The sequence below is a fragment of the Flavobacterium calami genome (assembly GCF_038290035.1).
Classification (GTDB): Bacteria; Bacteroidota; Bacteroidia; order Flavobacteriales; family Flavobacteriaceae; genus Flavobacterium; species Flavobacterium calami.
The window spans coordinates 1-16,384 of sequence record NZ_JBBYHS010000001.1; the positions used below are offsets into that span (position 1 = coordinate 1).

Consider the following 16,384-nt stretch of genomic DNA (forward strand, 5'->3'; position numbering starts at 1 on the left):
ACAAAAATATAAAAAGTTAAAAATGAGGAAAAGAGTAGAAACAGCAATTAGTGACATCAAGAAAATGTTTCCTAGAACAATACATGCAGTTACACTTGAAGGTTTTCTAATAAAGTTAACTCTGTTTGTGTTTGGACTCCAATTAAACAAATCAATTAACTAGCAACTTGAATTAACTAACTAAACTAACTTAATAACAATGACAAAAATGAAACGCTTACATGCAAATCAAAGCTTTGCATCCCTTTGTTTTTTCTTCTTTTTTCTCTTTGCGAGTGCTCAGCAGAAGGAAATTCAGGGAATTATAACCGATGTGAATAAAAATCCGCTTCCCGGAGCCACTATCCTTGTCAAGGGAACAAAAAATGGCACCAATTCAGATTTCGATGGTAAATTTTCAATTAAAGCAAATTCAGGCGACCAGCTGATTGTTTCTTTTGTTGGATTTTCTGAAACTAAACTAACCGTTGACAGCTCTAAGTTTGTTACAATTATACTAAAAGAAAATATAAATAATCTTGAAGATGTTGTAGTAGTAGGATACGTAAAGGAGAAAAAAGCGGATATTGCCGGTGCAATCTCGGTAGTAAAAGTTTCTGATTTAGCCCAGGAATCAAGCCCAAACGTATTGACTGCACTGCAGGGAAGAGTAGCCGGTATCCAGGTAAATTCAGGAGGTACTCCTGGAGGGAATGATTCCCAAATCACCATCAGGGGACTTACAACCGTGAATAGCGGATCTGCTCCTTTATGGGTAATTGACGGGGTGCAGACCACTAATCCAACTGCTTTAAATACTGACGAAATTGAGTCGATGCAGGTCCTAAAAGATGGTGCCTCTACTGCTATTTACGGTACTTCTGCGGCCAATGGGGTTATTGTAGTAACTACTAAAAAGGGTAAAAAAGGAAGTTCTGAATTTACTTTTAAATCAGAAGTGACTGTAAATATGCTAAGAGATAAAATCAAAGTTTTAAATGCGCAGCAATGGGCAGATGTTGATTATCAGGCGCAACTCGGAGCGGGCATACAAACCCCTTCACATCCAGTTTTAATCAACAACGGATCCGGATTTACAATACCTCAGTACCTTGACCCAAATGGTGTGCAAAGCTCAGCTGATACCGATTGGGTTAAAACAATAACAAGTCCTTCAGTTTCTACCAATAATGACCTTTCATACCGAAAAGGAACAGAAAGATTGAACTTATACACCAGTGTTAATTATGCCAAAGATAACGGGGTTCAGCGTTACACGTATTTTGACCGTCTTAATCTAAGATTAAATACCTCGTATACTTTTTTTGACAAAAAATTGACACTTGGTGAGAATTTCCTTTATTCCAAATTTAATGAGGTAAAGGCAAATGAATATGAGAATGCTATTTTGCAGAATCCAATTATTCCTGTGTATACCAATTTAGGAGACTATGCAGCGCCGCTTTCAGGAGGATTTCAGGATAAGCCAAATCCGTTGGCCAATTTATGGGGCAATAGAAAGAATAAGCAAATGAGCCAGAGAATATTAGGAAATGTATACGGAAGTTATGCTATTATTCCTGATTTGGTTTTCAGTTCTACCCTTAATTTTGACTACGGTACATTTAAATTCAAAACTGCCTCAGAAGCATTCTCAGTAAATGGTGCAATTCCATCAACTTTCCAGAATATAACTACAGAGGATACCAATAATGATTATCTGGCGACCATTTTTACAAATACTTTAAAGTATGATAAAGATTTCAATAAGCACCGTATATCTTTTTTGCTAGGAGTAGAGAATACTGCGAGACAGGACAATGTTCACAGCGATCTTGTAAGAGGAGTAGATATTACGGATCCTTCAGGATATATTATCAGGCCTGATGCTGAATATCAAACGATAAAAAATGAAACAGAATTTTATAAGATATCGCAATTTATGTCAGGTAAGTATATTTATGACGATCGATATATCTTATCAGGAAGCGTTAGAAGGGATGGTTCTTCACGATTTGGACCTAACAACAAATTTGCAATATTTCCTTCAGCGGCAGTGGCATGGAATATTAATAAAGAGAGTTTTTTTCCAACCAGCAAATATTTTTCCAATGCTAAATTCAGGGCTTCATGGGGAGTAAACGGAAATGACCAGATTGGAGATTACCTGTATTTGTCAAGTTTTATAAACAATACAGTAGCCGGTGTAATTGAGTACTCTGATTATGATATTGAAGGTGACGGTTTCGGTACCCTTGGTGGAATATTGCAGACCAGACAAGCAAATCCTGATATCAAATGGGAAAAAACAACACAATATAATGTTGGCTTTGATTTAGGCTTTTTTAACAACAAACTTCAGATGCAAACGGATTTCTTCATAAAGACTACGGACGACTTGATACTTAACCCTATTGCTCTTGCGGTAAGTGGAGAATCAAGACCGCCGACGATTAATGCAGGAAGTGTAAGCAACAAAGGATTTGAAGCCGTACTTAGTTATAAAGACAAAATCAAAAATGATTTCACATACGGAATTGACCTTAATTTATCCCAGTACAAAAACAACGTAGAGAGCCTGGATACAGAATCAAATTTTCTATTAAATAATAGTATCTCTATTACAAAACAGGGCAGCCCTATCGCTTCTTTTTACGGACTGATAGCTGATGGAATTTTCAGGACTCCCGAAGAGGTAGCAGTTCATGCAGATCAGCCTGGTAAGGGCTTAGGACGTATCCGTTACAGGGACTTGAATGGTGATGGTGTGATCGATCAGAAAGACAGAACCATAATAGGGAATCCACATCCGGATTTTATATACGGAATCAATTTGTATGCTTCTTATAAAGCTTTTGATATATCGATGTATTTTGATGGGAAACAAGGAAATGATATTTACAATACGCAGAGAAACATAGGTGATTTTGCCTACTTCGGATATAACCACGGAACCAATACACTGGATGCATGGACACCTGAGAATGCAAATTCAAATATCCCGGCATTATCGACCTTGAATTCAAATAATGAAACGCAGCCATCCAGTTATTATGTGGAAGACGGATCTTATTTAAGGCTTAAAACGATCACTATCGGATATACATTGGATCCAAAGATCGTTAGAGGTTTTGGAATGACATCCTTACGTTTTAATTTGATAGGTCAGAACTTGTTTACCCTGACCAATTTCAGCGGATTTGACTATGAGGTAGCAGGGTTAAGTGCAGCAGGTATTGGAATTGCAGGTTACGGAATTCCGCACTCTAAGTCCGTAACATTTGGTGTAAATGCAAATTTTTAATTAGAAGAAAATGAAAAAGATAATTATAACAGGTTTATTAATAACAGCATCATTATCATTTAATGCATGTGTAAATGATTCTGACCTTGATGTAAAGGAATACAACGTAATTTCTGAGGCTAATATGGATGCTGAGCAGTTAGTTGTAGCGGCTTACGGTGCCTTGGATTATAGATTTAATACTGGACAAGGGCGTGATGACAGGCCATTTGACCACGCTCCTTCGAATTGGATATTCTCAGATATCCGCTCCGGGGATTCCTATAAAGGAGGTGGCGGTACAGGGGATAATCCGGCAGGGGGAACACACCAGATTGAAACGCATGATTTATTCCCGTCAAATGAAAACGGATATAATTTATGGAGGGCACTGTATTTTGGTTTGAAAAGAGTAGATACAGCCCTTCGTGCTATAACAGCCAAAACGACGGCAGATTTTCCAAACAGGGATATCAGAATTGGAGAATTAAAAGTTTTGAGGGCTCATTTTTATTTCGAGGCAATGAAAAATTTCGGTTCAATTGTATGGTATGACGAAAATACTCCAATTGATCAGATCAATAAAATCCCAAATACTTTTGACACTGCTTTTATATGGTCCAAAATTGAAGGGGATTTAAATGAAGCAATAGCTCTGCTTCCTGCAAATCAGGCAGATTTGGCCAGAGCAAATAAAATGACAGCTTACGCTTTTTTGTCAAAGGCGCAGTTGTATCAAAAAAAATGGGCTGATGCCATTACCAGCGCCGACATGGTAATCAATTCAGGACAATACGCACTAGTTGCGGATTTTGAAAAATTAAATTCTGAGCCTGGATATGGAAATCGTGAAAATATTTTTGCGATTCAGTTTTCGATTAATGATGGTTCAACTTACGGGAATGTGAACATGGGGGACTTACTGAACTCTCCTGACAGTCCTGGAGATGACCCTAACCATCCATATTTGAACGGGGATGATTTCCACAAACCATCACAGAACCTGGTAAATGCTTATAAAACAGGAGCCAATGGACTGCCTTTATTTGATTCTTACAATAATTCAGATGTAACTCCGGCGGACAATGTAGATCCTAGGCTGGATCATTCTGTTGGAAGACCAGGCATTACATGGAAAGACTGGGCAGCAATGCCGCAGCAATTAAACTGGAGCAGAGATATATCAACTTACGGACCATTTGTTGCCAAGAAAAATATGATTTCTCCTAATTCATCAGGTATGGCATCTAATCCAAATGGTTTTCCATGGGCTTTGGGTAATCTGGACTTTCCAATCATTAAATACAGTGACCTGCTATTATGGAAAGCCGAGGCGCTGATAGAATCGGGACAGAGTGCTGCAGGTATTACCATTATAAATACCATCAGAACCCGTGCTAAGAATTCACCTTACGTAAAAGATTTTAATGATCATTCCAAAAATGCGGCCAATTATGTAATAGGATTATACCCTACAACACTTTCACAGGCTGAAGCTCGTGAGGCTTTGCGAATGGAACGCCGATTAGAATTGTCAAATGAAGGTCATCGTTTTTATGATCTGGTAAGATGGGGAATTGCCGAGCAGTATACCGCTTCTTATATTGAGGTGGAAAAAACCAAAAGAACATATCTGCAGTCCGCTTCTTTACAACCAAAAGAAGAGTTTATGCCTATACCGCAGATAGAAATTGATGCAAGTTCAGGTATCTATAAACAAAGATCGGGATATTAACTTACTTAACTAAAACTAACTATAACATGAAACCAAAGAAATTTTTTATGGGCATTAAAGCAATTGCTGTTTTAATGCTGAGTATTCTAATGTTTAATTCCTGCGCAAGCGATGACAATTTTCAGGACAGGGTCCCTGATTATACCAATGCCATTATCCAATCTTTTAAGGTAGGGGCAAAATATGCTGAGATCAATCACACACTGGGAACTATAACAATGACACTGCCATCGGGTTCTGATCTTACAAAAGTTACCCCTGAGATAAGACTTCCTGAGGGAGCAACAATTACTCCTGATGTCAACGGAACATTTGACTTTTCGAAAGGCTCAATTGTTTTTGAAATCAAATCAAGCGACGGCGCTAACAGAAAATATACAGTATCATTGGGCGTTTATGGAGATCCAAGAATATTGTCCTTTTCAATTGGGGATAAGGCTGGTGTAATTGACCAGGCCACAGGAAAAATTACCGTTCAGGTGGGAAGCCAGGATGGCGATATTACCAAGTTAGCGCCAAATTTTGTTCTCTCTGAAGGAAATACAGTGGATGTATCATCGGGTGTTGCAAGAGATTTTTCAAAACCACAGACCTATACAGTACTTTCAAACAATGGATATACGGCAAAACAATATGAAGTAACTGTTACTCAAACTGCGGCACCTGTAATTTCTACTTTTGAAATAAATGGTGTTCAGGGAATTATTGATAACGGGGCCAATTCAATTTTAGTTGTTTTGCCTCCGGGAGCTGATCTAACGGCATTAAAACCAACTATAACTGCACCAATTGGACAATCTGTTTTACCATCTTCTGGTTCAGCTCAGGACTTCTCAAAAGGAGCGGTATCCTATGTGGTAACCAATACTGAAAATTTGAAAAAAACATACTCAGTATCAGTGCAGTCTATTCAGCCTACCAAGGTAGCTTTTATTGGAAATGCAAGTTCTGTGAGCAATATTTCAGAGCTGGATACAAAAAAGGCAGCACAGTGGGCAGCCACTACTTATGGAGCTGATTTTAAATATATTTCGCTAAGCAGTTTAAATGCAGCGGAATTGGCTGATGTTAAAGTTTTATTTTTCTATTACGATAACACAGGAACTACAGATTTGCCTGATGGGGGAGCCATGACAGCTAACCAGGTTGCTATTTTAGCAGATTTTGTAAAAAGCGGAAGAAATATGTTTTTGGCTGGTCTTGCCAACACATACTTAGATGATATGGGCAGAATACCTTTTAACCCAACGACAATTGGAACAGGCAACGGTACAGATAATATTGAGTACTGGGGACTTAACAACACAGCAGGCAAGCCAACAAATGTTACAGGACACCCTGCCTTTGCAGGGATTACCAGTACAAAAATAAACAATGCTCTTGGAGATACTTTTGCTTGGGATTTTGTTCCATTTTTAGATAATGGTTTTAAAGAAGATCATAATGCAGTTTGGGATTTAGGCGGGATTCCTGGTCTGAAAGAACAGCACTGCAGTGTTGCAAGAGGCGCAGAATTTGAAAAATTAACTAGCTGTACTATTTTAGGAGATTGGCAGTTTATTCCGGATATGTGCGTTGTCGTGGCTGCTGAATGGCATCCTGTAGGGGCATGGAAAGGTAAAATCATTTCTATGGGCGGCAGCTCTTACGAGTGGCAGACAAACGACGGACGAACTAATAAATTTCAATCTAATATTGAGAAATTCACTAAAAATGTAATTGATTATTTATTGCAATAAATAGCAATTCCAAAAAGTGATCTTTTGATTTAAAATAAAAAAGTATGAAAAATTATAATAAACGAACATTTTTCTATCAAGTGGTTTTATTTGGTTTTTTATCATTGCTGATTATCTCTTGCGACGCAAGGGATAATTACAATGATGATGCAGATTCCAAATTAAACATCTTAGAGAGTGTTAGTATCAATGGCGTACCGGCTTCAATTGATAATTTATCAGGGGTAATCAGCGTGGTTCTTCCCAACACCACTAATTTGGAAGCGGTGCTTTTGGAAACAGAGACACCATCGGGAGTGGTAAGTTTACCCGCATCAGGAACAACTGTCAATCTAAAGAGTAATGCTTCAATAGCTGTAACTTTCAGTAACAGCAAAAGAAATTACGTGATCGACTACAAAATACTTCCAAGCAGAATTGCCTTTATTAACGAAGCTTCGGATATTGCTGGTATTGCAGATGATGACACCAAAGCTTTTGCGCAGTGGGCAAAAGAGACCTATAAGGAAGATTTTGTATATATTGCTTTTAACGATTTGACAATACAATCCCTTGCAGAGGTTAATGTGCTATTGTTTTACCATGATCAGGTGGGAAGCTCTGCGCTTCCATCTGCGATTTTAAACAAAAAAAATGTAATTACACAGTTTGTTGTTGAAGGAGGAAAGATGCTGACAGGTGGAATGGCCAATTCCTATATAGCCGAGATAGGAAGGGATAAAAGCGGGCTTTTGACTATTCGAAGCAATGGTGCAGGAGGAAACAATAATGATATCTGGTCTATAGATGCGGGTGTGAATTTTCAGAATGACCAGCGCAACAGCCCTGTTTTTAATATTACAACTGTAATTTCCACAGATTCAAATGGTTATTTCCCTGTTATAAATGGAGGTTTTAAAGAGGACCATAACACAATGTGGGACTTAGCGCCATTATTGGCACCGGGCCATCAGCTTGGCCAGTTTGCTGAATTCCAAAGGCTTTACGGTGGGAAAGTCCTGGCAACATGGAGCGGTGTTTCCGATGATGCGGTTGCTGGCATTATTGAATTTATGCCAACCCCTGTATTCGCCGGGACAATAATCGGAATTGGTTTTGGAGGTATGGAATGGTCGATGAATGATGGCAGAATAAATACTTATGATAATAACGTAAAGGGTATTTACCGTAACTCAATTGATTACTTGAGAACAAAATAATTAAATTAAAAAAAGTAAATTTTTAAATCCAAAGGATATTTATTTATTAAATATCTTTTGGATTATATAATAGCATAAAATATGTCAAAAATAACCTGCTTCGGAGAAGTTTTGTGGGATGTTTTTCCTACACACAAAAAAATTGGGGGTGCCCCTTTAAATGTTGCTATAAGACTACAGTCTTTAGGCAATCAAGTGTCCATGATCAGCGCCGTTGGCAATGATCAGAATGGAGATACCCTGATTAATTTTATAAAAGACTCAGGAATCAGCACAGAACTCATCCAGGTAAACTCCGAATTTGAAACCGGAGAAGTAAAAGTAATGCTTAATGAAAAAGGCTCAGCGTCTTATGATATTATGTTTCCAAAGGCATGGGATAAAATTGAACTTCATAACAACGCAGTCGAAGCAGTTAAAAATTCTGATGCATTTGTATTTGGAAGCCTTGTAGGCAGGGATTTATTGTCCAAAACGACCCTATTGCAGCTTATTGAAATTGCAAAGTATTCTGTTTTTGACGTTAACCTGAGAAAGCCTTATTATACTGCTGAACTGCTTATAGAATTATTGAAAAAGGCCGATTTTATCAAATTCAACGATGATGAGCTGTTTGAAATCAGCCGTTATATGGGATCAAAATACAATTCATTGGAGCAAAATCTGGAATTCATAGCCAACCATACCAAAGCAAAAAGCATTTGTGTGACAAAAGGAAGGCATGGGGCAGTTCTGCTGCATCAGGGAAGACTGTTCTATAACAGCGGCTATGAAATCAAAGTAGTGGATACAGTTGGAGCTGGTGATTCTTTTTTAGCTTCATTAATCAGTAAATTATTAAATGAAGTCAATCCGCAGGAGGCAATTAATTTTGCATGTGCCGTTGGTGCTTTGGTTGCCCAGAGCGAAGGCGCGAATCCAAACCTTAAAATTGAGGAGATTGAACGTTTTATAAACCCTTTCATCTAAAGAAATAGTATTTTTACTTTTGGTTATTTTTTTATTCTATTGGTATTTATCGATGGAATGTTTTGACATTTTCTTTTAGTGCTATGGCCGCTTCTTTTACCTGGTAAAAATTGCGGGCATCACAAAAAAATATACAATTCAGATTTTTTGATAAACAAGTTCAAATAGAAAATATGAAAAAAAATACACTAATAGGGATACTGCTGATTTTTATAAATTGCATGTACTCCCAGCAGCCAGTACTTCATCTCAATTATAATGAAGCGTCTGGTGTAAGTTCCATCAAGAATGCCATAGACAATAAGCCATTTGTGATAAGCAACACATTCGGCAAACCCGAGAGGATTGAGGGGATTTATGGAAACGCACTGAGAACAGACGGATTTTCCACCTGGGTGTCAGGGGATTTCGCGACACCTCTTCAAGGGCAGGCAACTATTGAAACCTGGATTTCATTGGAGTCTTATCCTTCAGATGAAGAACTGCCGTATAATGGCCTGACTCCTTCGGCTATTGTTTCACAAAGAAAGGACGGAAAAGGTTTTTCATTAAGCATAAATACTTTTGGCGAGTGGTGGTTCGAGGCAAACCTTTCGGGCCAGCTTTATAAAGTCAAGGCGCCGGCTAATTTTCCTTTATACCAATGGGTGCATGTTGCCGGGGTTATTGACGCAGGGGCAGGCACTTTAAAACTAGTACTCAACGGCAATGTTGTAGCATCAACAGCAATTCCTGCCACTGCGGTATTTACTAAAGCCGATACGCCATTGCTTGTTGGCAAGAGTGAAGTCAACAAGACGATGGGGATTTTTTTGATCAACTGTATCAATGCCGCGATTGATGATACAAAAATTTACGCGCGTGCAAAACCAAATTCGGAATTGCTATCTGATTACACGGCGGGAATTGCCTCTGCAGCCACTACAGGAGAGCAGGCAATCGCTGTACCGGAAAGCAGATTTGAAAACGATCTTTTAAGACCGGTTTATCATGCCATGCCGCCTGCAAACTGGACCAATGAGCCACACGGTCTTGTAAAATACAACAATGCCTATCATATGTTTTATCAGAGAACCCCAAACGGACCTTTTAAAACACAAATGCACTGGGGACATATGACCAGCAGTGACCTGGTACACTGGGAGAATAAAAAAGATGCATTATGGCCGACTTTGGACATCGGGGGAACGACAGGAACCGATATGAAGGGAATATGGTCAGGTGACGTGATTGTAAAGGATAATGTAGCGCATGCCCTTTATACAAGCGTGAATCATGGTAGTATGTATAATCCAGGAATTTCACTGGCCACAAGCAGTGATGCCAATCTAGAGAATTGGACGAAGAAAGGACCGGTTATTAACAGACAATTTGTTAATGATTTTAGGGATCCTTACCTGTGGAAAGATGCCGCAACAGGCAATTACAATATGATAATCGGAGCTGCAGTGGGCAGCGGAGGGGGTCTTGATTTTTACAGTTCGCCGGATTTGGTGACCTGGAACCACAAGGACCAGTTCTCCACTGTAAACTACGGGCAAATGGATATTGGTTCTGTAATATGGGAGATGCCTGTTTTTGAATCTCTTGGAAATGACAAATATTTACTGATCACCAATCCAATTGGCGGGAGTGTGAATAAATACGGGCCTTCAAAATATACAAGGGCTGTTTATTGGATCGGTACATGGAATGGAGACAAATTTACCCCGGATTTTATTCAGCCGAAAAATTTAGATATTATACATGGACATTTATCGCCAACGGTAACACGAAAAGCAAATGGTCAACTTGTAGGAATAGGTATGGTGGATGAGAGAAGATCATCCCAGGCGCAGCTTAATGCCGGCTGGTGCCATACCTATAGTTTGCCGAGGGTCTACTCTCTACTGCCTGATGCAAAGACTTTAGGACAGGCTCCTGCACCTGAATTACAAAGCTTAAGGCTGGCAGGGAGTAAAAGATCCTTTACCAATTTATCGGTTAATGGAACCCATCAGTTAAATGCTGATGGCAGTGCAATTGAAATTGTGGCTAGTGTGAATCCATCGGCAGCAGCCACGCAGTATGGGATGAATTTTGCAGTTTCAGCAAGCGGAGGCGAGTATACAAAATTGTATTATGATGTAAATACCAAACAGATAGTATTGGATAAAAGCCATTCAAGCCTGTCTTCCGAGAATGAAGAAAACACACTCATAAAAGGGGACTATGACGAGGCAGCATTTGGAAAACCTGTCAAATTCCAAGTTTTCATTGACCATTCCATTATTGATGTCTTTATAAATGATGCTGCTGCATTTTCAAGCAGGATATATCCAACAAAAGCGGACAGCAAAGGCATTCAGTTGAACTCTGTGGGAGGAGTTTCGATTTTTACTAATGTTGAGGTTTATAATCTGGACAAAGCCTTTGGTATAGCCCAGACGAAAATTAATATATCAAGCGAGAGTGTTATTGCAGAACACGCTGAAAATGGTAAAGAGTTTTTTGTTTCAGTGAGCAATAATACATTTAAAAGTACACTTAACCCTTCTCTTTGGCAGGTAGAAAATTTACCGCAAGGTGTCCAGGTTTTAAGTATTGCAAGAGTTTCGGATACCAAAGCTAAAATTGTCCTTCAAGGCAACAGCACCAGTGATTATGATACGGATCGTTCGGTAACACTTTCCGTACCGGCTTCTGAATTTACAGAAGATAAGGTACCGTCAATGGTCACAGGTACGGCTGTTATTTTCAAAGCAATACAGGAAGCTATGACAACGTTAACCCTTTCCTCGGCGAGTGAACTTAAGGAAGGTTTCGAAGCGGGAAAGGAAATCGAGGTCAAGGTTTCCAATAATAAATGGGCGACTGTTTTAAATTCCGGATCCTGGACTTTGCAGAACCTGCCTTCAGGACTGCAATATAATATAAGCCGCATTGATTCAACCAGGGTAAAAATAATCTTATCTGGAACTGCACAGGACTACGACAAGGATATTACCAATTTTACTGTTACGGTTGCTTTGTCAGAGTTTCTAAACAGTGATCCGGAAATAACCAGTACTACAGTCAGCGTAAATCAGGGTATTGTATTTAAGGCTGTTAAAGGAGAGCTGGTGTATGATTTTGAAAGCGGTGATCTGGCCAATTGGTCAGTGGTGAGCGGAAATGCTTTTTCAAATGCGGATGTAACCAATAAGACCGACTGGTTTGCAGGGACATTTATGCAGCAGGGAACCTATCATATGTGGGGATTTCTGGATGGTGAGGATGTTCAGGTTGGAGAAATGAGAACCGGTACATTTACCCTTGAAGGAGACGGAAAGATCAACTTTTTAATCGCTGGGGGAAATGATATAAACAATTTATATTTGGCTCTTGTTAATGCCTCTACCGGAGCCGAACTGATGAAAGCCACAGGAGATAATTCCGAGACCTATAAAGCAGGTTCATTTGATGCAAGCGCGTACAAGGGTTTAAATTGTTACCTGAAAGCAGTTGACAAAAGCACGGGTGGATGGGGACATCTAAATCTGGATGCCATCAGCGTTCCTGTGCCGGATAATGCCGTTATGCCTTTGCCGCCAAGTCTGGCTGTAACAGGAGTGGTGATGAATCCTTCAAGTTTTTCATTAGCAGTAGGGGAAACAAGAACCATAACAGCTTCAATATCGCCTGAGAATGCCACAAATAAAAACGTTACATGGTCTTCTTTGAATACAGCTGTAGCGGAAATTGACGCTCAGGGAAAAGTAACTGCTAAATCAACTGGTACTGCAGTATTGAAAGTTCAAACAGTCCAGGGTGGTTTCACTGCTCAAAGTACACTTACTGTTACCCAGGCCCCTAGTTATCTTAATTACGATTTTGAAAGTGGCAATTTATCAGGCTGGACAGCTACGGGCGATGCTTTTTCAGATGACGATGTAAGCGAGGATAGTGTTTTTTGGGGTACTATTCCATTCAACCAGCAGAAAAGGTACCATTTATGGAGTTTTAAAAGCGGAGGGGATGCCCAAACAGGCAGTATAAGAACAGCAGATTTTAAATTAGGGGGTGATGGCAAAGTATCTTTTTTAGTAGGAGGAGGCCAGAATTTGAATTCGTTATATATCGCTTTAGTCAGGGCATCGGACAATCAGGTTTTATTCAAGGAAACCGGTAAAAATTCAGAAGCCTATACGGCTTCTTTTTTTGACGCTGCGCAGTACATCAATGAAATCTGTTATATAAAAGTAGTTGATAATACAACTGAAGGATTTGGGCATATTAATATTGATGATGTAAAGATCCCAATTGAACCCCTTTCAAATATTGCGGTAAGCGGAATCCGCGTTAGTCAAACCAGCTCTGAATTGAACATAGGCGGTACGCTGCAGATAACCGCAGTAGTTAGCCCACAGGCTGCTAGCAATAAGGCTGTGGTTTGGAGCTCTTCAAATTCGCAGGCAGCAACTGTTGATACTAGCGGTCTGATAAGAGCTATAGCTGCAGGGAGCGCCACAATTACCGCTACCACAGTTGATGGCGGGTTTACTGCGGCAGTTGTCATTACAGTGAAGCCAAATCCGCAAAACAGCTATTTAACTTATGATTTCGAATCCGGTGATTTAGCAGGATGGACCGTTAGTGGGAATGCCTTTTCAAATGCAGATGTGACAAGTGATTTAAACTGGTCATGGGGAGGCCCTTTTAATCAACACGGAAGCTATCATTTATGGTCTTTTAAAGAGGGCGAAGACAGTCAGACCGGCAGTATTCAGACTCAAAATTTCAGACTTGGAGGTGATGGAAAGATTACCTGCCTTGTTGGCGGAGGATTTGATATCAATACCTTGTATCTAGCGTTAGTAAGGGCTTCTGACGGGGCTGTTCTAATGAAAGCCACCGGGGATAACAACGACAGCGAGGCTTATGTCTCCAAAACACTCGACGCACACGATTTTATAGGTAATGAATGTTACATTAAAATAGTCGACAATGCAACGGGAGGCTGGGGCCATCTTAATGTAGATAATATCAGGATTCCGGTGCAAAGTTCCTCAACAGCAAAAAGTTTGGGTTTGGGTGAGAATAACCTGGAAAGCAGCGTTACAAAACTAATGGTATATCCTAATCCATCTACAGATGTTTTCTATATCAATACAGATGAATCTATTACAGTTTCAGTGAATAATATGTCTGGTGATATTATACTTCAAACACATGAAAACCGAGTTGATTTAACAGGTTACGCATCGGGAATTTATATCCTAAATGTAAACACATCTTTGGAGAACAAAACTTTTAAGATTATGAAAAAGTAACATTAATCTGATATTACATAAAGCATTAAGCATAGTGTCCTTTAATGTGGCACTATGCTATTGTTAATTTCCCTGAATAGTACTCCTGTTTCGGGCAAAGGATTTTTCTGCCTGACAGTTTGAATTCTGGCTGCAGTCCCCCAGCTTTAATGCCAAAATTTTGCCTGAAATTGGGACGGCCAGCCGAATCTTTCTTCTTTAAGGGAAGTTTTAGATATTCCAGAGGCCAGAAGCAAAGGGGTATTGTTTGAAAAAATATATAGCATACTAATAAAAAGAGCAACAAAATGAAATCAACAAAACATTTACCACTGTTATTATACAGCAGCCTCTTGTTTTCTATAACCGGATGCATACCTAATTCGGCTATGGGCCAGGCACCTGCGTCTTCAATTACTACTGTGGAAGAGGAGCAGCTCTATCGCCCTAATTTTCATTACACCCCTAAAAAAGGTTGGATGAATGATCCCAATGGTATGTTTTACAGCAACGGAACTTATCACCTGATGTACCAGTATTATCCGGATGATAGCGTCTGGGGGCCAATGCATTGGGGGCACGCTGTGAGCAAGGACCTCGTTAAATGGGAAGAGCTGCCAATAGCGCTTTATCCTGATAATAAAAAGTATATCATCTCGGGAAGCGCGGTTGTTGATACAAAAAACACTTCAGGTTTTGGTAAAGGCAATGAGGTTCCAAATTATAGCCATTTATACCCTGCATGATGCTGATAAAGAGAAACGAGGGGAATTAGATGCACAAACTCAGGATTTGGCTTATTCACTTGATGATGGCTATACATGGAAAAAATTTGATCAAGGGAATCCAATTATCAAAAACCCGGGAATTAAAGATTTCCGCGATCCAAAAGTATCATGGGATGCGGCGCACAACCAATGGATCATGGTACTGGCGGCACAGGATAAGGTCCAGTTTTATAAATCGGCGAACCTTAAAGAATGGGAATATCTATCTGATTTTGGGAAAAACATCGGTGCCCATGGCGGAGTTTGGGAATGTCCTGATTTCTTTCAGATAAAAGTGCAAGGATCAGAGGAAAAAAAATGGGTTCTGATTCAGAACTTAAATCCAGGAGGCGCCAACGGCGGCTCGGGCGTGCAATATTTTGTTGGGGACTTTGATGGCAAAACCTTTACCCTCGATACAGAATTTGCCAAAAGACTCGGCAAGGAAAAAGTGGTCTGGCTGGATTATGGAAAAGATAACTATGCAGGTGTCACCTGGAATAATATTCCGGATTCCGATGGCAGAAGATTATTTATCGGATGGATGTCCAATTGGGATTATGCCCAGCAGGTTCCTACCACAGCATGGAGGAGCAGCAATACGATTGTGCGTGAGATCCAGCTGATGAGAAAAGGAAATGCCTACAGTTTAATAAGCAATCCGGTCAGGGAAATCAATAAATACATTTCTAAAACAATAAGCGGGAAAAACTTAAAAGGCAAAGGAACCCTAACGGTGCCCGAAGCAGCTGAAATAGATTTATCAAAGGCGATTATTGATTTTAAATTGACAAACCTAAAAGCGGATAACTACACATTCACACTTTCCAATAAAGCGGGCGAGCGCTTAAGTTTTGGAATAAATAATAAGAAGGGTTATTTGTTTGTAGACCGTAGGGGATCAGGAAGAAAAGATTTCTCTGAAAAGTTTGCCTCTGTTATCAGTAACGCTGATATAGAGAAAAAACAGAAAGAGGCCGTTTTTAAAATTATTTTGGATAAAACTTCAATTGAAATATTTTACAATAACGGAGAAAAAGTGCTCACTGAAATATTTTTTCCCTCGGAGCCTTTTACTGAAATTTCGGCATCTTCCAAACAGGGTATTGAAATTTCTAATCTTGTATTGAGTCAGATAAATATCAATTGATTGAAATTTGATAAAGAGATAAAATATAAACCGATTAACTATAAGTTTGATCGGTTTTTTATTTTTGTTAAGACAATGTTTTTATTTGGTTTACGATTTAATAATGAGCTAGTTACACCTTTAAATCCAATTTTTGGTGTAGTAATGTTTCGAACTTAAGTCGTTAAATAGTTTTATTACAGTGCTTTAAAATTGTTTTAAATCTAAATGCACCGATTCTGCACCTTACATCCGACATATGTATTTGAAAATTTTCTCAGTCTCAAGTATTATTCGTATACAGTTTCGAACCT

8 protein-coding genes and 1 pseudogene are annotated in these 16,384 nt (G+C 39.3%); all 9 read left to right on the forward strand.

What is annotated here, in order from left to right:
- Nucleotides 1-163: pseudogene (locus AAEO57_RS20830) on the forward strand (IS982 family transposase); the annotation flags it as partial.
- 45 nt (nt 164-208) lie between these two features.
- Entirely contained in the window at nt 209-3,283 is a 3,075-nt protein-coding gene (locus AAEO57_RS00005) for a SusC/RagA family TonB-linked outer membrane protein (RefSeq protein WP_341688205.1), read from the forward strand.
- A 10-nt stretch (nt 3,284-3,293) separates the two neighbouring features.
- A complete protein-coding gene (locus AAEO57_RS00010) occupies nt 3,294-4,997 on the forward strand; it encodes a RagB/SusD family nutrient uptake outer membrane protein (protein ID WP_341688207.1) in 1,704 nt (567 codons plus the stop codon).
- 26 nt (nt 4,998-5,023) lie between these two features.
- Nucleotides 5,024-6,736, forward strand: a complete 1,713-nt coding sequence (locus AAEO57_RS00015) for a DUF4960 domain-containing protein (RefSeq protein WP_341688209.1) — start codon at nt 5,024-5,026, stop codon at nt 6,734-6,736.
- A 44-nt stretch (nt 6,737-6,780) separates the two neighbouring features.
- Nucleotides 6,781-7,935: a DUF4960 domain-containing protein gene (locus AAEO57_RS00020; RefSeq protein ID WP_341688211.1), complete on the forward strand. Its 1,155-nt coding sequence runs from the start codon at nt 6,781-6,783 to the stop codon at nt 7,933-7,935.
- An 81-nt stretch (nt 7,936-8,016) separates the two neighbouring features.
- On the forward strand, nt 8,017-8,904 hold the full coding sequence (locus AAEO57_RS00025) for a carbohydrate kinase family protein (RefSeq protein ID WP_341688213.1): 888 nt from the start codon (nt 8,017-8,019) through the stop codon (nt 8,902-8,904).
- A gap of 173 nt (nt 8,905-9,077) precedes the next feature.
- Nucleotides 9,078-14,195, forward strand: coding sequence for an Ig-like domain-containing protein (locus tag AAEO57_RS00030; RefSeq protein WP_341688215.1), 5,118 nt, complete (start codon nt 9,078-9,080; stop codon nt 14,193-14,195).
- Between the two features lie 458 nt (nt 14,196-14,653).
- The gene (locus AAEO57_RS00035) at nt 14,654-14,920 is read left to right on the forward strand and encodes a glycoside hydrolase family protein (protein WP_341688218.1); all 267 of its coding nucleotides are present in this window, start codon (nt 14,654-14,656) and stop codon (nt 14,918-14,920) included.
- Nucleotides 14,883-16,091: a glycoside hydrolase family 32 protein gene (locus AAEO57_RS00040; RefSeq protein ID WP_341688220.1), complete on the forward strand. Its 1,209-nt coding sequence runs from the start codon at nt 14,883-14,885 to the stop codon at nt 16,089-16,091. Before AAEO57_RS00035 ends, AAEO57_RS00040 begins: the two co-directional genes overlap by 38 nt.
- The last annotated feature ends 293 nt before the right edge of the window (nt 16,092-16,384 follow it).